This is a genomic window from Streptomyces sp. NPDC051907 (assembly GCF_040681075.1).
GTDB lineage: Bacteria > Actinomycetota > Actinomycetes > Streptomycetales > Streptomycetaceae > Streptomyces.
Genome location: NZ_JBFAYB010000020.1, coordinates 39,365 through 65,745, shown reverse-complemented (window position 1 = coordinate 65,745; position 26,381 = coordinate 39,365). Strand labels below are relative to the sequence as shown.

The 26,381-nt window shown below is 69.7% G+C and carries 19 protein-coding genes; 11 read left to right on the top strand and 8 right to left on the bottom strand.

Translation table 11 applies throughout. The annotated features are described in order from the left end of the window. Positions 1–50 precede the first annotated feature (50 nt). From AB0M39_RS14290 to AB0M39_RS14275, 4 genes are all read left to right on the top strand, one after another. Positions 51–365 (top strand): hypothetical protein, encoded by a 315-nt coding sequence (locus AB0M39_RS14290; protein WP_365363849.1) that lies wholly within the window; start codon positions 51–53, stop codon positions 363–365. 223 nt (positions 366–588) lie between these two features. Then, positions 589–864 (top strand): hypothetical protein, encoded by a 276-nt coding sequence (locus tag AB0M39_RS14285; protein WP_358569927.1) that lies wholly within the window; start codon positions 589–591, stop codon positions 862–864. Further along, positions 864–1,262 carry a hypothetical protein gene (locus AB0M39_RS14280; RefSeq protein ID WP_365363847.1) on the top strand — a complete coding sequence of 133 codons (399 nt, stop codon included), beginning with the start codon at positions 864–866 and terminating at the stop codon, positions 1,260–1,262. The genes AB0M39_RS14285 and AB0M39_RS14280 overlap by 1 nt, the downstream gene beginning before the upstream one ends. A 109-nt stretch (positions 1,263–1,371) precedes the next feature. Next, positions 1,372–3,654, top strand: a complete 2,283-nt coding sequence (locus tag AB0M39_RS14275) for a protein kinase (RefSeq protein WP_365363845.1) — start codon at positions 1,372–1,374, stop codon at positions 3,652–3,654. A 146-nt stretch (positions 3,655–3,800) separates the two neighbouring features. Here AB0M39_RS14275 and AB0M39_RS14270 read toward each other — a convergent pair whose 3' ends face one another. After that, the gene (locus AB0M39_RS14270; RefSeq protein WP_365363843.1) at positions 3,801–5,177 is read right to left on the bottom strand and encodes a hypothetical protein; all 1,377 of its coding nucleotides are present in this window, start codon (positions 5,175–5,177) and stop codon (positions 3,801–3,803) included. Between the two features lie 270 nt (positions 5,178–5,447). Here AB0M39_RS14270 and AB0M39_RS14265 point away from each other — a divergent pair, with 270 nt between their 5' ends. Further along, positions 5,448–6,257, top strand: coding sequence for a TIGR02391 family protein (locus AB0M39_RS14265; protein WP_365363839.1), 810 nt, complete (start codon positions 5,448–5,450; stop codon positions 6,255–6,257). A 114-nt stretch (positions 6,258–6,371) separates the two neighbouring features. On the opposite strand, the gene AB0M39_RS14260 is transcribed toward AB0M39_RS14265, so the two are convergent. Next, the gene (locus tag AB0M39_RS14260; RefSeq protein ID WP_365363837.1) at positions 6,372–7,757 is read right to left on the bottom strand and encodes a hypothetical protein; all 1,386 of its coding nucleotides are present in this window, start codon (positions 7,755–7,757) and stop codon (positions 6,372–6,374) included. A gap of 369 nt (positions 7,758–8,126) precedes the next feature. Here AB0M39_RS14260 and AB0M39_RS14255 point away from each other — a divergent pair, with 369 nt between their 5' ends. The 3 genes from AB0M39_RS14255 to AB0M39_RS14245 all read left to right on the top strand — a co-directional run bounded on the left by AB0M39_RS14255 (position 8,127) and on the right by AB0M39_RS14245 (position 9,754). Then, a complete protein-coding gene (locus AB0M39_RS14255) occupies positions 8,127–8,708 on the top strand; it encodes a competence protein CoiA family protein (RefSeq protein WP_365363835.1) in 582 nt (193 codons plus the stop codon). Further along, positions 8,672–9,385 carry a hypothetical protein gene (locus tag AB0M39_RS14250; RefSeq protein ID WP_365363833.1) on the top strand — a complete coding sequence of 238 codons (714 nt, stop codon included), beginning with the start codon at positions 8,672–8,674 and terminating at the stop codon, positions 9,383–9,385. The genes AB0M39_RS14255 and AB0M39_RS14250 overlap by 37 nt, the downstream gene beginning before the upstream one ends. A 144-nt stretch (positions 9,386–9,529) precedes the next feature. Next, complete coding sequence (locus tag AB0M39_RS14245) at positions 9,530–9,754, top strand: DUF6207 family protein (RefSeq protein ID WP_365363831.1); 225 nt, start codon at positions 9,530–9,532, stop codon at positions 9,752–9,754. Between the two features lie 107 nt (positions 9,755–9,861). Here the strand turns inward: AB0M39_RS14245 and AB0M39_RS14240 are convergent, their stop codons facing one another. The 5 genes from AB0M39_RS14240 to AB0M39_RS14220 all read right to left on the bottom strand — a co-directional run bounded on the left by AB0M39_RS14240 (position 9,862) and on the right by AB0M39_RS14220 (position 15,667). Beyond that, positions 9,862–10,638, bottom strand: a complete 777-nt coding sequence (locus AB0M39_RS14240) for a hypothetical protein (protein WP_365363827.1) — start codon at positions 10,636–10,638, stop codon at positions 9,862–9,864. 373 nt (positions 10,639–11,011) lie between these two features. Then, positions 11,012–11,518: a hypothetical protein gene (locus AB0M39_RS14235; protein WP_365363824.1), complete on the bottom strand. Its 507-nt coding sequence runs from the start codon at positions 11,516–11,518 to the stop codon at positions 11,012–11,014. Positions 11,519–11,951: 433 nt separating this feature from the next. After that, positions 11,952–12,137, bottom strand: a complete 186-nt coding sequence (locus AB0M39_RS14230; protein WP_365363822.1) for a hypothetical protein — start codon at positions 12,135–12,137, stop codon at positions 11,952–11,954. A gap of 83 nt (positions 12,138–12,220) precedes the next feature. After that, positions 12,221–14,680: a Helicase associated domain protein gene (locus AB0M39_RS14225; RefSeq protein WP_365363820.1), complete on the bottom strand. Its 2,460-nt coding sequence runs from the start codon at positions 14,678–14,680 to the stop codon at positions 12,221–12,223. 18 nt (positions 14,681–14,698) lie between these two features. After that, positions 14,699–15,667: an ankyrin repeat domain-containing protein gene (locus AB0M39_RS14220; RefSeq protein ID WP_365363818.1), complete on the bottom strand. Its 969-nt coding sequence runs from the start codon at positions 15,665–15,667 to the stop codon at positions 14,699–14,701. Positions 15,668–15,874: 207 nt separating this feature from the next. On the opposite strand from AB0M39_RS14220, the gene AB0M39_RS14215 reads away from it, so the two are divergent. From AB0M39_RS14215 to AB0M39_RS14205, 3 genes are all read left to right on the top strand, one after another. Next, positions 15,875–18,118, top strand: coding sequence for a helix-turn-helix transcriptional regulator (locus AB0M39_RS14215; protein ID WP_365363815.1), 2,244 nt, complete (start codon positions 15,875–15,877; stop codon positions 18,116–18,118). A gap of 13 nt (positions 18,119–18,131) precedes the next feature. Next, positions 18,132–18,689, top strand: coding sequence for an XRE family transcriptional regulator (locus AB0M39_RS14210; protein ID WP_365363813.1), 558 nt, complete (start codon positions 18,132–18,134; stop codon positions 18,687–18,689). A gap of 75 nt (positions 18,690–18,764) precedes the next feature. Continuing rightward, a complete protein-coding gene (locus AB0M39_RS14205) occupies positions 18,765–19,322 on the top strand; it encodes a TniQ family protein (RefSeq protein WP_365363811.1) in 558 nt (185 codons plus the stop codon). A 672-nt stretch (positions 19,323–19,994) separates the two neighbouring features. Here the strand turns inward: AB0M39_RS14205 and AB0M39_RS14200 are convergent. After that, entirely contained in the window at positions 19,995–26,300 is a 6,306-nt protein-coding gene (locus AB0M39_RS14200; protein ID WP_365363809.1) for an RHS repeat-associated core domain-containing protein, read from the bottom strand. Positions 26,301–26,381 lie beyond the last annotated feature (81 nt).

The following is a 26,381-nucleotide window of genomic DNA, read 5'->3' as shown; positions in this document are numbered from 1 at the left end:
TGAGCGCGCCGGTCCAGCAGTCCCGCTTTGGAGGGGTCCGGCCGGCGGCTGTGAGCGTGGTCAGCGGCAGTGTGGTCGTCACGGCTCTGACGATGGCCAACGCTCCCTGGCAAGCCGTGGTGTGGACCGTGTGCGCCACGCTCGTGGTGTCGCTCGTTCTCGGTCTGGCCAAGATCGTGGTGCCTGATAAGTCCGAGCACAAGCTGGACCTGCTGCTCGCCTATTTCCGCTACCGCGAGCGCCGGGCCAAACAGCGCGAGCGTCGGGCTGAACTGCGCAAACGCCGACGGCGGCAGCGAGACCAGGGCACGAATTCGCAGGAACAGCGCGACCGGGCTCCTGGAGGTGATCGCCCGCTTCCGTGATCATTGTCTGACCCTCGGCCAGTGACGGCTACCGGTGATCCGGACGTGTACTGGCTGGCCGGACGTACCCGGCCGGGCCAACGCCACCTGAGGGCGGTGGCCCGGCTTCCGGGACATAGGACATGTCGAGCCCGGCACCCAAGTGATCTTCCGGACGTGGGCGGGCTGCCGCATAGTCACGTTTCCTCTACCGGCAGTAGAGGGGCGCGGTAGAGTGAGGAATATGGCAGCAGACGAGACGAGCATCAAGGTGAGCGCGGCGGCGCGGGACAGGCTGGCGCAGCTGGCGGCCGAGCACGGCACCACCATTCGCAGCCTGGTGGAGGACCTTGCGCAGGGCACTCCGACTCAGGCTGAATACGCCGAGCGTGCCGAGCTGGCCCGTGCCGAGCTCGCTTCCGCCCTCGGCAGCGCGCCCAGCCCAGAGGCCGAGGCGAAGGCCCGGGCGCTGCTGGAGCGCCTGGGCGGGGCGCACCACGGCTCGCAGACGGCCGCGTAGTGGCGGCGATCTCGGTCGTCCTGGACCACACGACCGCCGCTGCTCTGTACGACCCGAAGGATCCGTTCAACGAGGCGGTCGCCGCGTTCTACGTGCAGGCCTCCGGCGGGCTCGGTGATCTGTATGCGCCGGTGCTGTCGCTGACGGCCGGTGACGCCGAGCGGCCCGGACTGCTGGGCTACATCAAAGGGCTGCGGTTCATCCGGATCGAGGCGTTCGACACTGACGCAGCGGTCACCGCCACCGAGTTGCTGCGCTTCGGGCACTCCTGGGCCGCTGTCCACGCCATCCACGCCGCCCGCCCATCCGCCGCCCACCCCGCCGGGCGGTTTCTTCTCACCCTGACCCCCAAGGCCTACGCCAGCACCGGCGTCCAGGCCGTCCACCCCGGTCAGTAGCCGGTCAGCCACCGACGGCAGAAGACGGTCAGCACCGCTTCTGCTAGGGCGGTTGCGTCGTCTGTTCTCACGTGCCCGGCCGCAGGCCGAGGTGCCTTCCGGAGGAATCGTGCAGTTCGCTGTCCTGCCTGTCCGCAGGTGGCCCGTCTCTCCCCTGCCGGGGCAGGCCTTCCTGGTTCGTGACAACTGGGATGACTACAGCTTCAAGACGACCTTCCAGTTGCTCTATGTCGATCCAGGCGGCGAGATCAGGGAGATCGGCGGGGTCAAGATCGGCAGGTTCGGCATGGTGGCGCCGGCCACGACGCCGCTGCCGGACGGCTTCGAGACGCTGGACGGAGCCTTCTTCTCGCTCGGACTGAGGGACACCTACTACGAGCGGCTGCGCGAGCTGGGTGCCGATCTGCAGCGCACCGTTCTGCGGGCTCTCAACGACGTCTCCTTCGATCTGGACCTTTTCTCCCGTGCCCGCACCGAGAACGTGACGGTCACCTCCCTGCTCCGGACCGTTTCCGCCGAGACCGTCGCGGGCCGCTTCCGGGGCGCCGGCATACCCACAGGTTCGTCGGCGGCCATCACCGAGGTCACCCGGCGGCGTCTGTTCGACGCGCTGCGCCGCACCGGGGCAAGCTGGTCGGGCAGCCTGGACGAGGTCACCTTCCTGCGCAGGCTGTACGACCTGGACCGCCTGAAAAGCCATGACCCGCGGTTCACCACGGCCGAGGGCGACATCGTCCAGCACCGCTACAACAACCCTGAGGACTGGGACGACGACTGGGTCTTCGGAGACGACCGCTTCGGACTCTCCGACGGCTCCGACGAGGTCCTGCTCCGCTTCCTGGCGGAGATGATCCACCCCGCCGTGCGGACGGACTCCGGCGAGGTCCAGCGGCTGCTGGCACTGGTCAACGGCCATCTGGCCGCCGACGGCTACGAGCTCGCCGAGGCCCGCACGGTCAGCGGCTACCCGGTCTACGAGGCCCGCCGGATCCCGGCCAGCCGCCATACCGCTCCCCCGGCCGCCGCCACGCCCGTACCGTCCGTACCGCTCGGCGGAGACGACTACGCCGCGGTCCGTCGCGCCGCCCGCGGCGAGCGCAAGGACTACGCCTGCCCGCGCCAACCGGTCCTGGACGGGGGTCAGGCGGACGTATTCGAGGCGACCCACAAGACCCTCGGCACGACCGTGGCGTTGAAGAAGCTGCACAGCAAGTACCCGGCCGAACGGCAAGTGGCCCGCATGCGGCGGGAGATCGAGATCGGCCAGCTGCTGAACGATCATCCCCACGCCATGCCGATTCTTGACTTCGGCGCCGACCACACGTGGTTCGTGATGCCCTGGGCGGACGCGACCGCTGCCCAACGCCAAGAGCTGCTGCGGGACCCGGCCGAGCTGCGCGCTCTGGTCGACGCTCTAGCATCGGTGCTGGCCACCGCGCACGAGCACGACTGGCTGCACCGCGACATCAAACCGTCGAACATCCTCTATTTCGACGGCCGCTGGACCCTCGCCGACTGGGGCATCGTCCGCCGGCCGCGCGGCCAGACCACCAAGGTGGGGCGCACCGGTCACTTCCTCGGCACGGAGGGCTTCGCGGCCCCGGAACTGTTCAGGGCGCCCCACGAGGCTACGGCGTCCAGCGACATCTACAGCATCGGCAGAGTCATCGCCTGGGCACTCACCGGCAAGATGCCGGAGACCAACCTGCCTCTGCAGGCCCCTCCCGGCCCGTGGCGCCCCATCGTCCGTGCCGCCACCCAGCAGGATCCGGAACGCCGCCCCCAGACCGTCGGTGATCTGCTCGCCCTGATCGACCGCGAACACGCGGCCATCCCCGAAGACCCCCTCCAGAGGGCCCAGACGCTACTCGAAGCCGCCGGCACCGGCGACTCTGCGGCCGCAGACACTCTGCTGACCCTGGTCGGCGACCACCCGGAGGACTACGAACTGCACGTCGGCGTGCTCGCCCGCCTCGACACCAAGCAGGCCGGACCGGCCCTCGCACGAGAACCCTCCCAGGCTCACAGCCTCCTGCGCGCCCTGGCAAAGCACGTCAATGGAGACGACACGCACATCGTGCAGTTCGGCGACGCCGCAGCGGTCGTGATCTGGCTGCAGGGCATCTGCGCCTGCGCCGCCAGCCAGTCTGACTGGGACCTGCTGGAGGAGGCTGCCCACACCATGTGCACCTGGGACGGCGCCTGGAACCAGTGGAACGCCCAGGGCAAGATCACCCCCTGGCTGCGAACTCTGACCAATGAGGCCGCATCCGTCATCGCCGCTGTCCTGCGCGACCACCCGGACTCCGCCCAGCACTTCAGCCACATAGCCGACGACCGCACCGCCGACCCCCGCATACGCCAGGCACTACGCACCGGCACGGCTGGCTGAAGCGGTCGAGACCGGGGCGTATCGGTCAACGTGGCGATGGGCTGCCCCGCGCTCTCGGGTGGGGCTCCCCTGTCCGCCGTTGAGTTGTAAACGAGAGGCGCCAAGCCACTGGGATTGGCTTGGCCCCTCTCGCGATCGTGAGGACCTCAGTCCTCCGGCTCGCGCGGGACGAGGCGGGAGAAGAACTCCTTCGCGGCCTGCCCGTCGAGTTCCCCGTTCGTGGTCGCGGACCTCCGCAGCGCTTCGCCCGTCACCTGGGCAGGGATGCCGAGCTGCTTGTCTGCCTCGCCCATGATCTCGCCGAGGTACCACTGGGCCGAGGTCGGGAAGTGCTGGATGAACCAGCTGACCATCTTCGCCAGCGGCACCGACAGGATGAGGTCGAAGGCCTTGAGCTGGCCGCCCCGGCGTTCGCTGACGCGCAGCGAGGTGGCGAAGTCCTCCAGGACGGCATGGCGGATGGTCGGCCCTAGGGCATCGGTGGGGATGATCCGCCTGAGGCTGTCGGCGACCTCGAAGGCCAGTTGGTCGGCCACCTCCCGCACGCTCGGCTCGTTGCGCTGGCGCAGGACCCACCGCTTGCGGATGTCGGGCCGCTTCCACAGGAAGCTGAAGAAGGTCTCGCTGAACCGGTCGCGGATCTGAGCCGCCCCCGGGGCCAGACGGTGCCGGTCGCCGGCCGACATGGCCTCCCTCAGCCCCTCGGAGGAGCGGCGCCGGGCCTCGACCCAGTCCTCGGCGACCGGGCGTGACCACTGGGACCGTCCGCCGACGGTCGCCTGGGGCAGCGGCACGTTGTTCTCGCCTCGGGAGATGTAGCCCCGCAGTGTGGAGGCTGTGATGCCGCCGAGCGCGGCCATATCGGGTACGCCGAGCAGCCGGTCGCCGGCGAGTTCGGGGCTGGCCAGGTCGACGACGCACTTCTGCAGCGGCAGGGGGTCGTCCTGCTTTTGGTGGTGCTGCGCCCACAGGGTCAGGTCGTCGAGCCAGTTGTCCGGTGCCGCGGTGGCCGGGTCGAACGTGGCGACCTTGTGGACGTGGGCGCGGTCCGGATGGGCGCGGCCGTCGAGCATGTCGTCGGCGTGGACAGTAGCCGTGGCGCGGGCCTTGTGACGGGCGTAGTCCTCGGTGACCGGGTCCCAGATCTGGCCGGGCCGGTACCAGGCGTCGCCGTCCCACCAGTAGCCTCCGGCCCGAAACAGCAGCGGAGCCCCCGTCCAGTAGGTGTGCAGGCTGGCGGTGTCCTCGGCACGCAGCAGGAGCACGGTGCGCCCGTGGTCGGGGTGGTAGCGCACGGCCCAGCCCAGGTGGTGGGCGATCGGGTCGGTGGTGAAGGCCAGCCATCCTCCCTCACGGGAGGGGTCGCAACGGCCCCACATGCCCTCACCCTTGTTGCGGCCGACGGCCTCGATGGCGTCGAGGCCGTCGTCGAGCGGCAGGTGCGAGTCGTCCACGAACGGCAGACCGGGCACCGGGTGGTCGGCGCGCAGGCCGTTGGCGAGCGGACGGATGTCGTAGACCAACGTGTCCCCCTTCTCGACTTCACTGCTGTAGATGACTACAACGCTATTGATGCCCAGTAGTACACGACTGGAAAGCGAATCGGTACAGCCATTTCGAGACAGGTTCCACAGCGGCGAGTTGGCGTGATAGCCACACCGGGGCGGCACTCCGCCGGCAGCCGCTCTGCCGCACACGCCGCTGCCATGGACGCAGAAGAAAGCGGGGATCTGCCCTTCACGCCCGTGTCATCCTGGTCGGTTGGCCATGGGACGAGGGGAAGGGGACGGGACATGGCAACACGTCACGAGCCTTGGCCGGCGACGGTCGTCACGGCGGTGGCAGGTGTGCTCGGCGACACCGATCACGGCTTGACGGGACGGGAGATCGGGCAGCTGCTGGCCGTCGTGAAGGTGCCGGATGCCGACGGCGGCAACAAGCGAGACCGGCTGGCCGGGGCGCTGCTGGCGCAGCAGGCGCGCCAGGGGGCGTCGAACTGCGTGATCGCGTTCATCAAGGTGGCAATGGCCCCGGTGCGCTACATTCAGCAGCCCCACACGTTCTCACGCCGACAGGACGACCTCAACGAGGTCCTGGTCCATGTCGGACTGCGGGTCAACGACCAGGGGCAGGTGGCCAGGGGGCCGGCGGCCGCCACGCTGAGCGAGGCCGCACGGCACGCCAGTTCCCTGCGAGCCGAGCTACGCCGCCGCTCCACGCATCCGGAGGTGCTGCGCTACTGCACCCTGGAGATCCTGGCCAAGAACCCCTTCCACGCCAGCCTGGAGGCGGTCAAGTCCGTGGCCGACCGGCTGCGGCAGCTCACCGGCCAGGGCCTTGACGGGGCGCGGCTGGTCGACGCAGTGCTCATGCCCGGCCACGGAACGGCCCGGGTGGCCATCAACGCGAACGCCACGGGGCCCGAGCTGGATGAGCAGAAAGGGCTGGCGAACCTGGTCAAGGGCCTGTTCAGCATGTACCGCAACCCGGCCGCACACGAGCCGCGCCTTCACCGCACGGTCACCGACGAGGAACTGCTGGAACTGCTCACCACACTCTCGATGGTGCACCGACGGCTCGACAGCGCGCACGTCACCCCCTGATGCCCCAGTCAGTGCAACTCACACCTGAGTTGCACTGACCACGGGGTTGCCGAACCGGAAATCCGGGCTGCGGCGTGCGGCGACGCCGGCCGCGGCAGCGCAGGCAGTGCTGTCTCAGGCCCTGACGTCCTCCTGAGGCGGTGATGCCTGGAAGAAGGCGCGCAGGGGTTCGTTGATGGCGCGTGAGCAGCTGGTGCAGTCGGCTGCGGCGTCAAGACGCGGTGCGAGGTCTTGAGTGTCGTAGGGGGTGAGGATGAGCCAGCGCAGGACGACCTGCCGGACGAGCAGCCTGAGCTCGCGCAGTTCGGCCTCCTTCTGGTCGGCGAGCAGGTCTCCGTGTACGTACTTCGATCGCGCGCTGTACGCCTTCTGCACTCTGCTCTCGACGCCCTCGCGCAATGAGCTGGGGAACAGGGCCGCCGTCCGGGTCCGGATCCTCTCGCTGATGCCCTCGTGCTTGTCGCCGGGGCTGACCATCAGGGCTTCCAGCGCGATGACGTAGTCCAGAAGCCGCTCGTCGGCTTCTTCCTCCCACACGCCGTCATCCCTGTAGGTGCGCTGGTAGGCCTGCAGCAGGTGACGGGCAGCTCGCTCCAAGCGGCGGGCGCGCTTCCTGGGAAGACTCCGTCCGCTGGTGATGCCGTCCATGACGGCATCGATCTTCGCTGTCACCGCAGAGCAGAAGGCCTGCAGCCGCGGGAGAGCGGCTGCAGCGACGTGGAAGCTTCCGCTCTCACGGACTTCGACCTCTTCCGGGATGCCGTGACGGTCCTCGTAGATCTGGATGGTGGTGGGCACCTGGTTCCGGTTCAGGTCGAAGTAGCGGCCGCGCTCGACGCCGAACACCGCGTCGACGTGCAGCAGCTCCTCGCTCCACAGGACCAGCGGCAGCAACGCCCTCCAGTGCAGGGCTTCCGGACGTGGACCGGCGAAGTCGAACCAGCCCGTGTCCCTGCGGTCCGGGGCGCGCTCGGGGTTCGGGGCGTGGACGAACGGTGCACCGGCCAGGAGATCGAGGTCGAGCCCGCCCGGCTGGAGGCCCTGGAGGGCCGGCATGGGGCCCAGCTGCCTCAGTTCGTCGGCGGTGAAGGTCTGCAGGGTGTAGCGGCCCAGCGGGATCCATGTCCCCACCGGGAGTTCGCCGGTGAGGAGCAGCCAGTCCTCCGCTGCCGGCGCGGGGGCCGTGCAGAAGGCGACGAAACTGTCCGCGACGTCTTCCACCGGCACCGTCGCGCCCTGGGCCACCAGACGGGTCGCATCACCCAGTCTCGATCCTCCCAGGAGCGTGGACCACCGGGGCAGCCAGTCACCGTCGACCTTGCCGTACAGGTCGCGGTGCTCTGATTTCGGCGCGGCACCCCCCACCGCATTGATCACGGCTTCGAACTCCGGCCGCGCCGACAGTGCTACATCGGTGATGGCCTGGGGTATGGAGGGAAGATCGCGTGCCTGCTCGAGCCAGGTAAGAACGGCCTGACGCAGCTGGGATGTTGCTTCCATGCGGCACGAACGTAGCGCACTTCGCCGCCCGCGAGACCCCATTGCCCGGGGCACAGATCTGGGCGGTGAGGCGCGAGCGGATCGAGCGGCGGGGCGGGCGGCCCTCGGGACAGCGCACGGGCAGGAGTCGGGCCGTCCCCCTGTGAAGCGTGGGCACCCCCACCGGGCCGAGTCGGTCGTGGGAGAGACTGGACTCGCCCGGCGGTGCGCCCTGTGTCCGGCCGATGCTGCCGCCGCAGGGCACCGCCAGCAGCCAGCCGGACCGGCTCATCGGCGCACGAACAGCGGGAGCCGCACGTCCTCATCCGGTGTATCGCCGTCCCAGCGGGAGGGGATGCTGTCCTTCTCGGGCCACACGGGAGGGGGCTGATGGGGTACACCGCCGTGCATGCGCGCTGGGGCCGGCTGGATGCGTCGCTGGACGATCTCGGGTGTAGCCGGTCCTGGGCGGACGTCCACCGCGTGAAAGGGCTGGAGCTGGCGTGTCCGGAGTGCGGGGGAAGGGTGTTCGCGCGCGTCTCCCCGCACCGCGCCAGGCACTTCTACCACCAGGTGCGGCCCCGCGACTGCGCGCTGGCGAACGAGTCGCCGGAGCATCACCTGCTGAAGCTGGAGCTGGCCACCGCCGCCCGGGCGGCGGGCTTCAGAGCTGAGCTGGAGGTCGGCAACGAGGCCCGGACCTGGCGTGCCGACGTGCTGGTCTTCGATGAGCAGGACCGGCCGTTCATGGCGCTGGAGGCGCAGTTGTCGCCCATGACGCCGCAGGACGCGCGGATGCGGACGGACCGCTACGCGGCGGACGGTGTGGCGGTGTGCTGGGTGGCGATGGAGAAGCGGCCGTGGGAGCGCGGCGTGCCCTGCCTGCGGGTAGCGCCCCCAGGGACCGCGGGGACGCATGGACGGTGCGCTACGGCATGGCGCGCTACACCTGGGCCGCGCCACGCACGGTGAAGATGAAAGCGGCGTGGACCCACATCAGCTGCTCCCTGGGCGATGCGATCCGGTGGATTCTCCAGGGCCGGGTCCATGCCCATACCGGTCCGGACGGCACGGTGTGGTGGACCGCCCGCTCCTACGTCCAGCTGGCCGTCGTCCGGGCTCGGCTGGAGGCCGATGCCGAAGCCGTCCGGCAGGAGGCCGCCGCCGAGCAACGCCGGGAGGCCGCCGAGCAACGGGCCGCTGCCGCTGAACAGCGCAGGCTGGCCGCCGAGGACCGACGGCTGGCTGCCGAGCAGGAGGCGCAAGAACAGCGGGCGGAACAGGAGCGCCTGTCGGCCTTCTTCGACCACGCGGGCATCAAGGCCGCGCTGTGGCCTGCGTTCATGCAGTTGGTCCGCTCCGCCTCCGGCAAGGCCGTCACGTGCGGCGACCAGAGCCCCGCCCATGGCAACGGACTGCTCCTCTACAGCCGGCAGCATGAGGCAAGCGCGTTCCAGCTGGCCGGTGTGGTGTGCCCTGACCCCTCGGCACTCGCCCGGTGGCCTGCGGACCTGACCATCCTGGTCCCCGGCCGGGCCTGGCTGTTGCGTATCGAGGAAGCCGCCCAAAGCCCGCTGAAGGTCGCCGTCTTGGATCCGGCCACCAAGCACTGCGCCTACGAACGGGTCGGCCCCGGACCGCAACGCTGACGTGAAACGCATCGGGTTCCGGCGGGTGAGCGCCTATCGACGGCAGTGAGGGGTGCCGGGGGGCGGGGCCCGGTGCGGGTGATGGCGCTACTCGGTCGAGTGAACGTGCCATGGCGCGGGAACTTGCAGGCGCACGGCCGCGTCATGCCGGGCCTGAAGCCGACCAGCGAAGCGCACGTGGCGCAGCCGGGCCTGGCCGTCGTCGACGTCGCAGCGTGTGACGACCAGACCGCGTTCGCCGTTCAGGCGCTGCTTGCCGGGCGCTGGCCGACCGCGTCGGCGGACCGCGCGATTCGAGTGCCGGGCGAGCCGGGTGTACGGCTGCGCTGCTACCTCGATGTCCGCCAGGAGTTCGGATCACAGCTGTGAGGCCCGAAGCCGGCTGCGAGAACCTGAGCTGGCCGAGCTCACCCGGTACAGCGCCCCGAGCTCACCGTCGGCTGACCCGTGGCGAAGACGAACTGTCTTCGGGCAGGTCAGCTCCTCCAACTCGCATCGCCCACCGCGCGGTCGGCCCACTCCGAGATGGACTCGTCCAAGTCGCGCTGGTGGTGCTTGCCGAGCTTCGCGTACAGCGCGTCGAACACGTCGCTGTCCATGCCTTCCTGGTGCTCGGCCAGCCAGTTGCCCAGCACGTACTGCTCACCGTCGTCCAGGTCCCCGCTCATCAGCGCCAGCTCTGGAGTCCACAGCCCCGAGCACCGCGCCACCTGTACGACGTCCATGGCCAGCTGGAGCGGCGACGGCTTCCACCCGGACGCCTCCTGGACGAAGCCGCCGACGTCCTCCCGGTCCTCGCGCCACGCCCGGTCCAGCACGGGCAGCCGCAGCCAGTTCAGGTGCTCCCCGGAAACGGCGTGCGTCGGGAACGAGTAGTGGGCCAGGAAGTCGTCCTGCTCCTCGTCCACCTGGGACTGGCGCGGCAGATGACGCGGGTCGCGGGTGTAGGGCGCCCCCTCGAACACCCCGCTGTCGGGCGTCGGCGAGACCACCCGCCAGGAGATGTGCACCTCGCCCGGCCGGAACGCCTCCGGCCACCGCTCGTGATAGTGGTTGGCGTCCTTTGCCCAGTAGCGCCACAGGACGTCCGCCGGCTGCCCTTCCGCAGAGGGGTCCTCACAGATCGGCTCGGCGCCCCCGACGAGCCAGGACAGCGCCAGCTCCTCGGTGTGGACGTACCCGTTCTTGGATCGGAAGATCCACCGCGTGCCTGGAGGGTACGGCTGCACGCCCGCAGTAGTCGTGTTGCTCATAACCAAGAGTCTTCCAACCGCGGCCCGTCCGCACAGGAGTTCCGCCAACCTCACCCGGCGGGCACCAGCTCCTCGGGCACGCCCTGCAGGGAGGCCCACATGCGATGCGCGGCTCGACTTCCGCGAGGTCGTCGCCCCCCTCCTCCCTGGCCGGGACGTCCGGCGCCGGTCCCGGGCCGTGCCGCCGAGCCGACGTATGCACCGCGTGCCCCCGACCGGAGCATGGGTACACAGCCGGCCGTCGGCCGTGTCGGGAACGGACCCGCCCAGGCATTCCCCGGCAGCGTCCCGACCCGCACTTCCTCACAGGCACCGGCCGAGCTGGACGGTCCGGGCGCAGAGGCGGTGGGACAACGCGGTAGGGGGTGCGTTGTCAGACAGTGCCGGACAGGGTCTGCTGGACCAGTAGCGCAAGATGCTGGGGATGAGGGCACGTCTGTGTCATGGACAGTTCCCTTCCGGTGAGAGGGTGGCCGCTGGGTGTGGCGTCGGCCAGGGGCATGACGTACCAGGTGCCGTCCGAGCGGTGGAAGTCCCACACGATGCCGTCGTGGTCGGTCAGTTCGATGTGGCAGCCGCAGCCGTCTTCGTAGTCCTGGGCTGCACAGACCTCTTCGGCGGGCGGTCGACATGCGGGGATGAGTTTGGCGTCGTCCAGCAGGGCTGCCAGCTGGATGTACGTCTCGTGCGTGCTGCCGGGCAACGGTCCGGTGTAGGAAGTCGTGGCCAGGATGTCCACGGCCTCGTCGCAGTCGCGCGCGTCGATGGCGCCGAAGGCTTCCTGCCCTGCCGCGCCGAGGACGCTCTGGGCGGTGCACAGGCGCTCGGCTTCCCCTGCCCCGTCGTAGTCGGGGACGGTGATCTCCCCGCGCTCGGCCATGGCGTCCAGGTGGTCGCTCAGCTTCTCCAGCGCCGCGCCCGCCGCAGCCGATCTGGGCGAAGAGAGCGGAGGCCGTCACGGCGGCCTGCTGCGGCGTGTACAGGGCCCATTCGTCGTCCAGGGTGGCAGCAAGTTCTTCGGCCGCTTCGGCTCCCACGATCGCCAGAGCGATGGTCTGCCCCGGATCATCGGGCCCGGGCTCGGTGATCAGGCGTAGTCCGTCGCACACGTCGTCGATCAAGCCCCGGTCGTCCGGCTCCTGGTAGCGCCGCCACAACGGTTGCCGGTGCGGTGCCGGCTGTGTCACGTCGCCACCCGCCCTTCTGTCTTCGGCCCTTGCTGTCCCCTTCTTCAACGAGGAGGGGCGGGCTGGGTGACCACCTGGACCTGCTGTTTGGCCGCACAGCTCCGGACAGCGGCAATGGCTGCGTGCCTACAGAGGGCGGGGAGGCTGCTTCGGTTCGAAGACGCTTGGCGGGGTGCTCGACCGGGGAGTGGACGTCTGGCGCAGGACCTGGGCCAGGTCGCGGTGGATCCGGTCGGCTTCCCCGCGGACCTGGACGGGGATGTCGCCGCGTTCGGCGACGAGGCGGTCATAGACGGGGGTCTGCTGGAACACGGTGGGGCGGTTTCCCTTCAGCGGGCGGTACGCCGGACCGGCGCAGCTTACGGGCCCGGGTCACGGCGCGTGGGAGGCGGTGGTCAGGTCAGGACGGCGGGGAGGGCGGCTTCGGTGGTCCAGTCGCCGTCGAAGAGTGTGGCGATCAGGTGTGCGTGAGCTTCGGGGAGCTGGCCGGTGCGGTGCTTGGTGCGGGCTTTGGCGAGCCAGGCGCCGAGGTTGACGGTGTCGCCGTCGACGCGGATGGTCTCGCGGGCTGTGGGGGCGCGGCCTTCGCGGTGGAGGAAGAGTTCCAGGAGCTGGACGGTCTGTTCGAAGGTGCGGCGGGCGCGGCGGGCCGGGGCGAGTGGGTTGGTGTCGGGGGTGAGGCCGAGAGCGGTCATCAGGTGCTGCTGGCCGGGGTGGAGGGAGGGCCAGGTGGTCAGTTGGCGGTGGAGCCAGGAGCCGATCTTCACCCCTGCCAGGAGGGTCTCGCGGGTGAGGGCGGCCGGGTCGGCACCGGAGGCGAGGTGGGCGCGCAGCAGGTGGTATTTGCGGTGCCAGTCCGCGCCGTGGGGAAGGCGCCAGTCGGGGGCAAGAGCGGTGAGGGCGTCGGCACGGGCGGCATCGAGGGTGTTCTTGGTGGCGAGGTGGCGTTGTTCGGCGAGCCAGGAGCCGACGGGGGTGGTGGCGGGGGCGGCGAGGTGGCCGTGGGTGCGCAGGTAGTCGGCGGAGGCGGCGAGGCGGGCGCGCCAGGCGGCGTCGTGCTTGTCCCAGATCATGCCGAGAGCGTCGAGTTCGGCGGTCCAGTCGGCTTCGAGGCGGCCGGCGGTCCGGGCGTCGCGCATGGTGGTGATGAAGGTGCCGAGCCGGTAGCCGGTGGGGTCGGGGTAGTCGGCGGGGACGTCGAGGTGGCCGTACTGGTCGCGGTAAGACTGGGCGGCGGCGAGCCCCAGGCGGCGGGAGCGGGAGACGGCCGGGTCGCGGGGGTCGAAGGAGGCCAGGTCCATCGCTTGGGCGATGCGTTCGGGGTGGACGGTGAAGTCGAAGTGCCAGCGGCGCTGGATGACGTCGCTGGTCTCCTTCGGCAGGCGGTTGGCCTTGTCCGGGAGGCGCTCGAGGATGCGGTGGTCGTGGCTGGCCAGTGCGCAGGCGATCGCCCACACCGGTTCGTAGGCGGTGCCGAGGATGTTCTCGCCGTCGGCGCCGGGCGGGACGTAGACGGGGACGATCAGTGAGGCGGTCTTGCCGCTCACGTCGAGGCGCAGGGCGCGGCCGAGGGCTTGGACGCAGCGGATGACGCTGCGGGTGGGGTCGGCGAAGACGATGGCGTCGACGCTGGGGATGTCGACGCCTTCAGCGATCAGGCGGGAGTTGGCGAGGATCGCGCAGTCGGCGGCGGCGAACGCGGTGAAGGTATCGGCGCGCTGGGCGGGGGTGTGCTCGCCGTGTGCGAAGAACAGCTGCGGGGTGATGTCCGGGACGAGGTCGGGGTCCGTGCGGGCCAGCAGGCGCAGCGTGTGGGGGAGTTCGCGGGCGAAGCGTCGGGCGTCGGAGACGAGGTTGAAGTAGACCAGGACCTTACTCAGACGGTGTTCGGTCATGGCGCGCAGGACGGACAGGTGCAGGGCGGTGGTGCGCAGCGCGCTGTCCTGCTCCTGGTCACCGGTGCTGTCGCCGGGCCGGAAGGCGGCGGGGGCGCTGCTCGGGGAGGGCAGGTTGAGGCGGCGGCGCAGGTCGGCGTCGGTGAGGGTGGGCACCACGATGCGGTAGTCCGCGGCGCGGCCGTCGGCCACTGCCTGCGCGAGGGGGTACTCGAAGACCTTCTTGCCGTAGACGGCCTCGTTGTCCATGGAGTTGGCGAACGCGTCCACGTCCGTGTTCCGGTTCGGCCCGGTGGCACGGCGGCGTGGGCGGGTGGTGTCGGCGGACTCCGCCAGCTCCGGCGCGGCGAAGATGCGGGGGGTGGCGGTCATGTAGAGGCGGCGGTCCACGCGGATCCGCTGGGCTTCGTTGACGATCGCCCACTTCTTGTCGGCGCGGCCGGCGATCCGGTGGGCTTCGTCCATGACCGCGAGGTCGAACGGCGGCACCGTGTGCCCCGTGCGCTGGGTCTGCTCGATCTTGTCCAGGGAGTCGTAGGTGCAGATCACCGTCAACGCACGGATCTGGTCCTCCCCCTCCCCCACCACCGACATCAGCCCGCCCAGCGCGTGCGGGTTCGTGGTCGACATGACGCGAGCGGCGACCAGGTCGTCGCGGCCGCTGGTGTCCAGGGAGGAGACGATCACCATGTGCTCGCCGTGGCCGTCCCGGCGCCAGGCCAGCGCGGTCTGGGCCGCCAGGTCCAGGGTGGGGACCACGAACAGCACCAGCCGCGCGCCGAGTTCGTCCGCCGTGCGGATCGACACCAGGGTCTTGCCGGTGCCCGTCGCCGACACGAACAGAGCGCGCGTCCCCGCGCGCCGCAGGTGCCGTGCCAGCCGTGTGACGGCCTCGGCCTGGTCGGGAAAGAGCCGCGCGGGCTTAGGGCGGCCGGGGCGCGGCAGTTCCACCACAGTCATGACAGCTCTTCTTTCGAGTCAGTGGCTCCAGTAGTCGCGGCGGGGCAGTTCGGCCCACACATCGGGCGGTCCGGTAACGGCGCGTCTGTCGGTCGGGCGCAGGCCTGCGTAAGCCAAGGCGTAGGCGACGGCGTGGTGCTGGTAGAGGTAGGAGGCCAGCACCTGCTCGGCAGTGTCGTTCTCGTCCGGTCCTCCGCCGGGGTGCAGGTCTGAGCCCTCGATGATTCCATCGCGGGTGATGCTGCCCTGGTTGCCGCTCTTGGGATTGGCGTAGAGGCCGTAGCAGAGGGTGCCGGCGGACAGCCGGGCCAGCACGCCCGGCATCTGCGGCGCGTATCCCCAGGGCTGAGTGACCACACAGCCGCCCGGCACGGACGTCACACCGACGATGTACAGGCTCTCGTCCATGTCGTACGCGTAGGGCTCCTCCAGCAGCTCATTCAGCACGTCAAGGAGTTCGCCGTCCACCACCGGCGTCGCCTGGAGACGGCGCACCGCCTCGGCCGCGTCGATGCCCGCCACACAGGCCAAGCCCATGCCGTCGTCGTAGAACTCGCCCAATGCCGTGGTGAGGCGATGAGCCTCCTGCGCTGCCGCCCGCTCGGCGTCGCTCAGGGACACCCCTTCCGGTACCGGGAACAGCTCGGGCGTCGGTCCGGCCAGGCTCAGCCGCCCCGGCGACCAGCCGCCGAGCGACGGCCGCCAGGGATCGGCCCCGGCGGCGGCGAGCGCCCGTGCGTTGGCCGGCTTCCTGGACAGGACGGCTTCCCACAGTGCCGTCACCCCGTTCTCCAGCGCGTCCACGTCCGCAACCCGGCGGGCAAGTTCCGTAACAGCCTCCGGGGAGCCGAACACCGCTGCCCGATGTAGGGGCCTGCTCCCGTTCCAGCTCTCCGGATCGGCTCCTTGGTCCAGGCGCCGGCGGATGTCGTCGGCATCCGTCCAGTCCCAGCCCATGCCCGCCCAGCCGTCACTCGTTGCCTCCACTGCTCCCCCTCGAACACGTCGCATGCGCTCGCGCCACTTCGACCCGCCCCCGAGCACACGTGCGCTATGGGCCGCTGGCTCCGCCCAGGTCCGTTGACCGGACATTATCACCCCGAACACCGTCCGTACGCTCCATGTACGCGATCCATGCGCTACTAGTACGTGATAGGTGCGTTTCAGGGGTAGGGTCAGGGACGGAGGTGTCCCATGTCCGAGTTGTTCGACGCGGTCGACGCGCTGGTCGCGTCCCGCTCCCCGCTGCCGCCGCCGGCTGAGCGCAGGCGGCTGCGCCAGGCGCATGCGCTCACCCTGGACGAGGTGGCCGCTGCCCTGGATGTGCGGCGGGCGACCGTCGGCGCCTGGGAGTCGGGCCGGACAGAGCCCCGGCCGCCGGAGCGGGAGGCGTACGCGCGCCTGCTGAAGCAGCTCGCCAAGCTCTACCCCGCCCCCGAGAGCACCGGCGCGCCACAGGAGGACGGGGACACCGAGGCACCGCAGACAACCACCACCGCAGCGCAGGCTCGGCCCATGGCCGGGAGAGCGGAAGCTACTGCCACGGCGGAGGCCGAGGAGCCCCCGGCCGCTCCCCCAGCGCCCGATCGGCACGCGGCAGCGACACAGCGGCCGGTGCCGCGTGCCGAACGGGCGCCGCAGAGCTCGCGGCGCCCCACTGCAAGGAAGGCCGCCTCGGCGAACACCCCCGCGCCCGGCGGTGCCTACGCGCACGGTCCGCTGCTCGTCCTCGACGCCGACACCGAGCGGCAGGTGACCGGCTACGGCGTCGGCGGTCTGATCCTGGACGTGCCCGCCAAGTCGCTGCCTGCGCTGGTGGAGTGGACGCTCACCGAGGCACGGCTGGGGTCGGAGAAGCTGCACGGCTCGGGAAAGGACGGCGACCCGCTGCTGGTGCTCGCCGAGGCGGCATGCGAGCGCTACGGCCTGCCCGCCGCCTTGTCCGAGGCCGAGCGGCTTGCCGGGCGGCTGCCGGAAGGACACAAGGTCATCAAGCAGCTTGAGCGCGCCGACTGGCAGCTCACCAAGCGCGGGCTGGGGCCGTGGGCGCGGATCTACCGTCCCGCCCACGGCAGCCGCCGCCAGTGCGTGCAGCTGTGCATCCCCTCCTGGCGTGCCCTGGACGACCGCTCCTGGGGCCACGCCGCCCAGTTGCCGCCGCCTGAGCTCGCCCGGGTGCTGGGCGTGTATGCGGCCCGGGTGATGACGCCGGTCGGCTCAACGGCCGTGACGGGGCTGCAGCTGATGACCGCGCTCAACCCGCCGACCCGCGCGAGCGAGCCGGACGCCTCCGGCCGGCGGCACCGCGAGCACCGGCCCGGGTCACTGGGCACAGAGGCGGTAGACCCGGCGCCGTGCGAGGCGATCGACGGACACCCCGTCCTGGCCCATCTGCCCCGCTTCCACGTGCGCGGCCCCAGCGAGCGGCTGTTCGAGGAGGCCTACGACTGGGCGCGGGACCTCACCGACGCCGAGTGCATGCAGGGGCACCTGGTCGGCCTGGATGTGAACCTGGCCTTCGGTGCAGCCGCCAACGGTGCGGTCGTCGGGCTGTCATCGCCGCCCGAGCACGTCACCGATCCGGTCTTCGACCCAGCGGTGCCCGGTTCCTGGCTGGTCGACCTCTCCCACGTCGACCTGTCCCGGGTGAAGGTCGGCAAGCAGTGGCGCGACCTCGACGGTGGCCTGCTGCCCAGCCCGTTCACGCCGAGCGGCCAGCGCCCGACCGGTCCGGCCTGGTATGCCACGCCCACCGTGGCCTACGCCGTCGAGCTCGGCTACGACGTCACCCCCGTCGAGGCCCGGCTGCGCCGGGAGAGCGGCCGGTTCCTGGACGGCTGGTACAAGCGGCTGCGCGATGCCTACGTCGCCACCATGGCGGACCTCGGTGTCGCGGAGAAGCTGTCCCCGCACCAGTTCCTTCAGGCGATGGACGGCTACAAGAGCCGTGATCCGGAGCTGGGGATCGTGGTGGACGCGGTCAAGATGACCGTCAAGGGCGGCATCGGCAAGCTGCAGGAGAAGGCACGCGGGGGCGGCTGGAAGCCGGGGCAGGCCTGGCCCGCCCTGGCCCGCCCGACCTGGCGGCCGGACATCCGCGCGACCGTCATCTCCCGGGCCCGGGTCAACATGCACCGCAAGATGCTCGCCCTGGCGGCGGCCACCGGCCGTTACCCGGTCGCGGTCCTGTCCGACTGCGCCGTGTACGCGGCCGACGGGCCCAGCCCCCTGGACGTGCTGCCGTACGGCGCCGACGGCAAGGCCGTGCCGGGCAGTTTCCGGCTGGGCGTGTCGCCGGGCATGGTCAAGCACGAGGGCACCCAGAGCGTGGTGTGGGGGGCTGACGTGCTCGAGCAGCTCGGCGCCGACGGCCATGTCGCCAACCTCGCCCGCTACATCAAGACCGGCGAGGTCACCGCCAAGGACACTGGAAAGTAGGAGAGTTACGCCGATGGTCACGGTCGGGGAAGAACTCGACAGGGCGGTGCAGGGCGCGTTCACGCGGCCCATCCCCAAGTCCGCCGGAGCGCAGATGCGTTACCTCCTCAAGAAGCACGGCGGCCGGACGATGCCGGTGGCCGAGCTGCTCGGCATCAGCCAGCGCACGGTGGAGCGGTATGTGAAGAACCAGATCAAAAGGCCCCGGCCGGAACTCGCCGACCGCCTCGAGCGTGAGGTCCGGTCACGCTGGCAGCCGCAGATCAGGGCGAAGGCGAAACAGGCAGCGGCCACCACGAGCGGCATCATGATCGATGTGCAGGCGAGGTTCGGCTACACCGCCGCCGTCGGCAGCACCGACCAGGCCCGCGTGCGTCACCTCACCCTGTCCCTGCCGCCCCACCACGCCGCCCGCCTCCTTCAAGCCCAGGAAGCAGGCGTCGACGAGGACGCCCTCCGCGAACTCGCGGCCGAGGCGTTGGGTGAGGTGTACTTCCGCGACGGCGGACGGCGTGCCCACGGCCTCGAAGTGGAACTCAAGGACATCGTCGACCTGCAGTTCGAGCTGTAGGCGGTCAGTGCGCCGGGGCAGGAAGCAGGACAGGGCGTCAGGGGGAGAGCTGTGAGAGCAGGAGCGTTACGGACCGTGCCGCTGGCCGGGGAGCTGACCTCGTCGCTGATCAGCCGGGCCGCAGACCGCTACGGCCTGCCGGCTGCCGGTGTGCTGCGGCTGTGGACGTGCCGCAACTCCCCCGCCCGCAACGACGGCGGCGGTGTGCGGGCCGATGCGGAGATCGTGCTCAACGAAGCCGGGCGGGCTGTGCTCGCCGAACTGTGCGGGGTCGGACCGGCGGTGCTGGCGCACGCGCTGCCCGCGTTCACCGTGGATGATCCCAAGATCGGCACCGGCCGGGAGGCCGCCCTGCCACAGGCTCGGTGGCGGGCGGCGGGCGCTGTGGCGGGAGAGGCGGCGTTCGCCTGCCGGCTCTGCACCGCGCGGCGGACCGGGCAGACGGTGCGGGCGGTGCGGTATCTGCCGCGCTGGCAGCGGGTGTGTGTCCGGCACGGGCGGTGGCTGCTGGACGCGGACGCCGACCAGCCGCTGGAACACCTCGACCTGCGCGGTGGCTCAGCGCACTGCGCAACCCCAAACACCCAGCTCAACCCAGATCCCACCGGCCGCCCACACTCCGGCACCAAGTAACCCTGCCCCGCCACAACGAACTACCGCTTAGTAGAACCGAGCAATACCAGGTCACAACCAAGATCAATAAGCACACCATCAGCTACGCCATACGGCGGCTTCTCGCCGGGCACCCGGCCGGTGCCTCCGGGATCTGTCCCAGGTAGTGGGTCCGCCGATCCTTGACGCCCGGAGGCAGCAGACGCACCGTCAAGCGGTCTTCGTCACCACCACCTCCGGCCAGCCCGCACGCGGCACCCCTCACTTCGAGCTTTACATGAAACTTGCCCACCCGAACGTAAACAGGAAGGCCCGAATTGCAGAGCCCTTCCACCCTCGACCACGAAACATAAAGAAGAGGAAGGCCACCAGAAGAACCGAACAGAAGAACCCGAAGAAGGCTGCAGCGAAGAGCCGATCTCCGAGCAATGCGAGAATCGCGCTACCAACGACAACCACTAGCGCACCAAACGTTGCCGCCCTAGGGGTGGCACGGAATCCTTCTCGAATTCCTCTAATATCTCTCCGATACCTAGCCCTCGCGAGCTCCGGATTCGCAGAATCCCCTTCGGGCCACTCTTCCATCGGTCACTCCTAAAGTCATTCGCAAACTTACAACATGCCACCTTCACCTAAATCACCTCGATGCTCCGACGTTAAACATCGGAGCATCGAGTGAATTGAAGGCGACAGCTAGAACATGTACTCTCTGATCTTGCGACCGGTGATTCTCAACGCTTCGCCCGTAAGTTTACCCCTTGCAACGCCAGCCAGAGGCGACGTGGCCTTCGGGCCAAATATAAAGCATCCCGCAGGCCCCTTTCCGCATAGCGCGCCGCTCACAACACCGTAAGCGGCAGCTTTACCTGATCGCTTGAAGTATTGCCCGTACCCCCCAGCCCGTTCTTCCGGGGTGGCAAGGGCCATATGTGCCCCTGCTCCAGCAACAACCGCTGCGCCTACACCTACTACTGCAAGCCCAAGGCATGCACTCACGAGGCAAACGCCTACGAGCGCGGCAACGCCCATAGTTACTCCAAAATCAACACCCTTATGTTTCCACCAAGAAGAGTTTCCGATGCGCTCCTCCCACACATCGTCCACGGTGTTGCTCCAAGCGGCACCCCAGTTGCCCTTTTTAATACTGCCGAGGATACCGTCCCTTTTCCGCTGAGCCTCTGCACGAGCCTGATCCGCCTTCTTCTTGGCTTGGGCTCGGAGTTGGGCTGCCTTCTGTGCCCGCTGCCCGGCGTAGTAGTCGTTGTTGAGGTAGCCGGTGGTGTTCTGGCGGTAGGCGGCGTAGAGGAATTGGGACTCGGGGTCCTTCTTCGGTGTCTGGCGCCAGACCCATTTGCCGCTCTTGTAGGTGTAGCCGGCGTCCATGCCGCGGTCGCGGGCGTAGGCGTCGTCGTTGTACGAGGCGCCGCCTGCGGGGCCGTCGGGGCGGAGGCCGTCGGGGTCGGATTTGGTGAGGGGGTTGTTGTGGGCGTAGCTGTAGGCGTTCATCTGCGCCGGATCGCCGTGGTCGATGATGGGGTCGACGGAGAGGAAGCGTCCGGTGGTGGGGTCGTATTCGCGGGCGCCGAGGTGCGTGAGTCCGGTGGGGTCGTTGGCGCCGCCGACGAAGCCTCGGTTGCCGAAGGCTCCGGACTGCTCGGTGCGGAGCTTGCCGAAGGGGAGCTGCTTGCGGCGGGTGGTGGCGAGGGTGCCTGCAGCGATGGCGGTCGTTGCGGTGCCCTGGTGGTCGGACATCAGGTAGGAGATGTTCGCGCCGGTGCGTACGGCGACGGTTTCGCCGTTGTGGGTGTAGTAGCGGGTGCCGGTCTTGGCGCCGTTGGCGTTGAGCTTGAGCTCGTCGCCGTTGGGCAGTGTGAGGGTGCTGCTGCCGTCGGCGTTGTTGGCGAGGATGCGGTTGCCGTCGGCGTCGTAGAGGTAGCGGGTGGTCTTGCCCTCTTCGGTGAGGGTGGCGAGGTGGCCTTCGGGGTCCCAGGTCAGGTCCTGGGTCTTGGCTCCGATGGTGCGCTTGGTGGTGTTGCCGGCCTCGTCGTATGCGAATGTGCTGGTCTGGCCGTCGTTCGCGCCGCCCTTGACGCTGGCCTGCTGCACGCCGTGGGGCAGGTCTGCTCCGGGCTTGGGGTGGGTGTACGTCGTGGTGGCGTCGGATCCCGCGGTCGCGCCGGTGCCGTGCTCGGTCTGCTCGGTGCGGTTGCCGATGGCGTCGTAGCCGTATTCGTGCCAGTAGGCGTCCGGGCCGCCGACGGTCGTGGCCGAGGGACCGGCGGTGCAGTCGGTCTTGGCGGTCCAGGCTTGGGTGAGTCGGCCCAGCGGGTCGGTGGTGAAGCACTGGGCGTCGACGGACTTGGCGGCGTCCTGGCCGCTGGCCGTGGTGACGCCTGTGACGTTGCCGGCCGGGTCGTAGGCGTAGGCGACGTCGTCGATCCGTTGCGGGACGAGGTCGCGGTCGGTGATCTGCCGGGTGACCCGGCCGGTGTGCTCGTCGTAGACCTTGCTCTTGTAGACCCTCTTGCCCGTGCTGGAGCCGAACTCCGTGCGTGCGGGGCGGGAGAGCACGTCGTAGAGGGTGTTGGAGACCAGGGCGACCTCGGCGCGGCTGGTGCGGAAGGGCAGGTCGTCGCTGTTGTAGTTGGTCGTCACCCGCTCCGCTGGGACGTCCCCGACGGCCGGGTTGAGCGTCCAGTCCAGTGCGCCGGTCTCGGCGTTGTAGCCGTAGGTCCAGGAGTATGCGCCGGCCAGGCCGCCGGCCTTGGGAGGGGCGGTGAACTTGGTGGAGGTGGGCTGGTATCGGTCGTTGAATCCGCCTGCGGCGGTGGTGTACTCGTCTGTGCCGTCGTAGCGGGTGCTGCTGGTCAGCAGGCCCTTGGCGAGGGTGTCGTAGGTCCACTTGGCCAGCGGGGTGTCGCCGTGCTTCGTGGCGGTCTTGCGGCCGAGCTTGTCGTAGCTCGTGGTGAGGGTGATCTTGCGTCCGGCGTCGGTCACGGAGACGGCGCGGCCGAGTTCGTCGTATGCCGTTGTGGTCACGCCCTTGTCCGGGTCGTCCACGGCGGTCAGCTGGCCGCGGTTGTCGAAGGCGTAGGTCCAGGTGTTGCCGGCCGGGTCGGTGACGGTGGTGGGCTCGTCGTACTTGCTGAAGCCGTACTTGGTCTTCTGTGATGTCCTGCGGTCCGCGTCGGTGTACTGGAGGAGTTCGGTGGTGCGGCCGCGGGCGTCGGTGACGGTGGTGGAGGCGGTGCCGCCCTTCGGCGGGATCACCGTGGTGCGGTCGCCGCCGTAGAGCATGCTGGTGCGCCACTGCTCGTCGCCGAACTTCAAGGACCGTGTGTCGGTGACGCGGCCCATGCCGTCGTAGAGGTTCTCGGTGGCGGCCGGGACCTTGTTGAGGGCCGTCGCCGTGTGCAGTGTCGCCGAGGGCGCGACGTCGGCGTAGTAGGCGGAGTAGCTCTTGGTGCTCCAGCCTCGGGTGTCGTAGTGGGTCTCGGTCAGGATGCTGTGCTGGGTGCCGGTGGCCGGAGCCTGGGTCTGCCGTTCGCGCAGCAGCCCGTCGTACAGGACGTGAGTGGTGCGGTAGTCGCCGTTCCGCTTCAGGGTCTTGGTGGTGACGGCGTTCGCCTCGGTCCTGGAGACCTTGTAGCTGAACTCCGTCGACGGCTGGGCCGCGTGGTCTGCCTTGGGCCAGCCCGGCCCCCACACCTTCAGCAGGCGGCCGAGGCCGTCGTGGACGGCGTCGGTGCGCTTGCCGTTGGCGTCCACCGTTCCGGTGACGACTCCGCGGGCCGGCTCGTAGCTCGTGGTGGTGGTGTGGCCGAGCGCGTTGGTGACAGTCGTGGACGTGGGAGCCTCGACCGCGAGGGGTGAGTACGCGGTGGTCGTGGTGGTTCCCAGCGCGTCCGTGTCGGTCAGCGGGCGGCCGTGCGGGTCGTAGGTGTGCCGGGCGGTGGTCAGATAGCCGGTCCCGGCGGCGTCCTGTTCTTCGAGCCGGGTGACGTCGCCCTTGGTCGGCGCGGCGGTGAGGCTGGTGGCGCCGTCGTAGTAGTACCGGGCGGTCGAGATCAGGTCGGCCGGCAGCGAGGGTGCGGTGCCGCACGGCTTGGCGACCGACTTGACCTCGCGGACCAGGGTGAGGATGTTCGCCTTGGCGTTGGGGGCGTAGGCGGTGGTGGTGCACTCCTCGTCGCCGGTCTCGGCGGTGTCGCCGAGGCTCGACTCGGTCAGGACCTGCCCGTAGGGGCTGAAGGTGCGCTCTGTCTTCGTCGTCCTCCAGCCGGATCCGACGGCGGTACGGGTCTTGTCCGTCTCGCTGCCCGTGGCGTACGCCTTGACCGGCGGGAGGCCTTCGCCTCTGGTCTCGGTGGCGGTGGGGGCGGAGCGCCAGGGCTGGTAGCTGGTGGTGGTCTGGAGCTTGCCTCCGTCGCCGTCGAAGACGGCTTCTTCGCGGGTCATGCCGGCGAATGCCTCGCGGTCGACTGCTTTGATGCCTTCGTGGTCCTCGACTTCGGCGCCGTCGACGCCGCGGAAGTAGCGGTACTCCTTCAAGGTCCGCTTGTCCGTGCCGGCGCCGGTGCGGACCTGGACGCGGCTGTAGCCCTTGCGGTCGCTGTAGGTGAGGTGCTTGGCGTTGGCGAACTCGTCGTCCTGGGCCTTGGCCCAGGCCATGCCGGCTTTGTCGTCGTAGGCGTAGTCGGTCTGCTTGGTCAGCGCGCCGCCGGTGTTGTCGGACTCCAGGACCTGGGTGACGACGTAGGCGTGGAACCAGTCCAGATAGGGCTCGTAGTCCTCGGCGGGGGCGTCCGGCGGGGACCAGATCACCGGGTAGCAGCGGCGGGTGTTGGCGGACGGTCTGGGGACGTCTGCGGCCTTGCAGTCCTGGTCGGAGTAGGTGACGCCGATGGTGCCGCCGGTCTCGGTGTCGATCCCGTACACGCGGTAGCGCCACATCGGAGGTACGGGGTCGGCGTTGCCGCCGGTCGTGGCTCCCTCGACCCGGTTGGGGTAGGCCTTGCCCTTGAAGGTGACCGCGGGCAGGGAGACGTCGCCTGAGCCGGTGTGGCCGGTGCGGGTGATGGAGGCCAGCCACAGCGCGGGGGCTGTGCCGTCGCCGGGGCTGGGGAACTCGTGGGTGAGCGCGATGGAGTCGACGGGCTTGTATGCGCCGCCGGTGAGGACGGACGTGGATATCTTGGTGAGGCGCTTGCGGGTCCAGAACGAGGGCGAGTAGCGGTCCTTGCACTGAGCGCCCGAGGCGCAGTGCTGGTCGAAGGGGACGTCCGGCCAGTTCTTGGCGTGGACCTTGTCGAAGGCGCCGCAGTCGGCCAGGCAGCGTTCGTCGGCGGTGAAGTCGACCTTGGCCGCGGCCTTCTGGCTGTGAACGGCGTTGGCTCGCAGGCCGTACTCGATGCGCTTGAGGTAGCCGCCGCGGTCGTATTCGGTCGGGGTGGAGGCGCCGGTCGAGGAGTCGACGTTGCGGCCGTAGGCGTTCTTCTCCTTGGCCCAAAAGTAGGCCATGGCGTCGTCGTGCGGGTCGACGACGTAGTCGAGGTTCCATCGCCATGCCTGCTGGCACCAGGATTCCTTGAACGCCTTCGCGTGGCAGGGCTCGCCGGGCTGGTTGCCGAACACCGGCGTCGTCCAGGTGGAGGCGGTCTCGTCCTTGCCGTCTGTCCAGCCGGGCAGGCGGTTGTAGCCGAAGTGGTACTGGGTGCCGTCGGGGGTGGTCACCTTCCAGTACTCGCCGTCGTCGTCGCCGTTGCCGCGGCTCGCGCCGCCGGTGATCTTCTCGACTCTCGTGCCGTCGTCGCTCTCCAGGCGCCACTCGCCGCTGGCGGTGTCCTTGACCAGGAGGTTGGACTGGCCGCCGAGGTTGAGGACTGCGTTGTCCTTCTTCCAGCACACGTCGCCGACCTTGGCGGTGGTGTTGCTGTTCTTGGCGTCGTCGGTGCAGGAGATGTAGCGGCGCTCGATATAGCCCGGCTCCATCGACCAGCCGTCGCCGATCCAGTTGGCCTGGTTGTTGGTGGCCGCGGTCCGGCCGTCGACCGACTGCGAGGCGTAGGACAGGTTGAGCTTGGGCGCCACGGCACCGGGGACGTCGGGGACGGGGACGTCGTACTTCCAGGAGAATCCGCCGTTGGAGCCGCCGGCCGACCAGGAGGCGGAAGGCGCCAGGGAGCTCGCGCCGAAGTCGCCCGAGGAACCGGACGCTGCCGCGGTCGCGGCCAGCAGCACCGTGCCGGACGTCGCGGCCAGTCCGGTGGCCGAACGGCCGGATGCAGGCGCCTTGGCCACCGGAGCCTTGGCAACCGGCTCCTTCGAATCCAGGGCCGCGGAGCCTGCGGAGAGGCTCACCGCAGCCGACAGAGTGCCGGCCTTGGTGTCGTTCTCGGTCTTCAGCTCCGTGCCTTCGGAGCAGCCCTTCGCCGTGGGGGTGGTCAACGCGCAGGACGGCAGCTGCCGCAGCGTCAGACGCGATGCCCAGTCGCCGCCGTAGGCGTGGCGGAAGCTGGAGTAGTCGACGTCGACCGCGACTGGTCCCTTGGCGCCCTCGACGGGCCGGACGGCGAGGAGGAGGCCGTCGACTCCCAGCGCGTCGGCGGTCTTGCGGTCCAGTACCTGCACCTGGGCCTGGTCGGGGCCGCCCGCCTTGTTGCTCGTTCCGGTTCGCTGCAGTTCGACGGGCAGCGCGCCGGCTCGCACCGAACCGGTCTCGGGGAGCTTCGCTGCGGCCGTGCCCGGCGACGGCCAGGTCACCTTCGGAGGGGTCTTCCAGGCGTGCTCGGCGGCGTGGTCGGGCCGGGAGATCGTGTGGAGCTTCGCCGGGGCCGTGGGCACCGGTTCGGGTGTTCCGATGTCCGGCAGGCTCAGCTCGGCCGCAGTCGCGACCGGACCGCCGAGGAGGCCGGCCAGCAGGTAGACGGCGAGCGACAGGGCGACGGTCCGCCCCCCTCGAGATTGGCTATGAGCACGGCGCTCGGATCGAGGCGCCACTGACCGTAAACCCAACACGAATCCCCCCACGGGATATTCACAACATGAAGATCTTGCTGACCTTATCCACCTCGACCCGAC

Bases quoted from the DNA above. Each gene is read 5' to 3' on its own strand.
- AB0M39_RS14285 (WP_358569927.1), top strand. From the start codon at position 589: ATGGCAGCAGACGAGACGAGCATCAAGGTGAGCGCGGCGGCGCGGGAC.
- AB0M39_RS14265 (WP_365363839.1), top strand. From the start codon at position 5,448: ATGGCAACACGTCACGAGCCTTGGCCGGCGACGGTCGTCACGGCGGTG.
- AB0M39_RS14260 (WP_365363837.1), bottom strand. From the start codon at position 7,757: ATGGAAGCAACATCCCAGCTGCGTCAGGCCGTTCTTACCTGGCTCGAG.
- AB0M39_RS14255 (WP_365363835.1), top strand. From the start codon at position 8,127: ATGGGGTACACCGCCGTGCATGCGCGCTGGGGCCGGCTGGATGCGTCG.
- AB0M39_RS14250 (WP_365363833.1), top strand. From the start codon at position 8,672: ATGGCGCGCTACACCTGGGCCGCGCCACGCACGGTGAAGATGAAAGCG.
- AB0M39_RS14245 (WP_365363831.1), top strand. From the start codon at position 9,530: ATGCCGGGCCTGAAGCCGACCAGCGAAGCGCACGTGGCGCAGCCGGGC.
- AB0M39_RS14240 (WP_365363827.1), bottom strand. From the start codon at position 10,638: ATGAGCAACACGACTACTGCGGGCGTGCAGCCGTACCCTCCAGGCACG.
- AB0M39_RS14235 (WP_365363824.1), bottom strand. From the start codon at position 11,518: ATGGCCGAGCGCGGGGAGATCACCGTCCCCGACTACGACGGGGCAGGG.
- AB0M39_RS14225 (WP_365363820.1), bottom strand. From the start codon at position 14,680: ATGACTGTGGTGGAACTGCCGCGCCCCGGCCGCCCTAAGCCCGCGCGG.
- AB0M39_RS14215 (WP_365363815.1), top strand. From the start codon at position 15,875: ATGTCCGAGTTGTTCGACGCGGTCGACGCGCTGGTCGCGTCCCGCTCC.
- AB0M39_RS14210 (WP_365363813.1), top strand. From the start codon at position 18,132: ATGGTCACGGTCGGGGAAGAACTCGACAGGGCGGTGCAGGGCGCGTTC.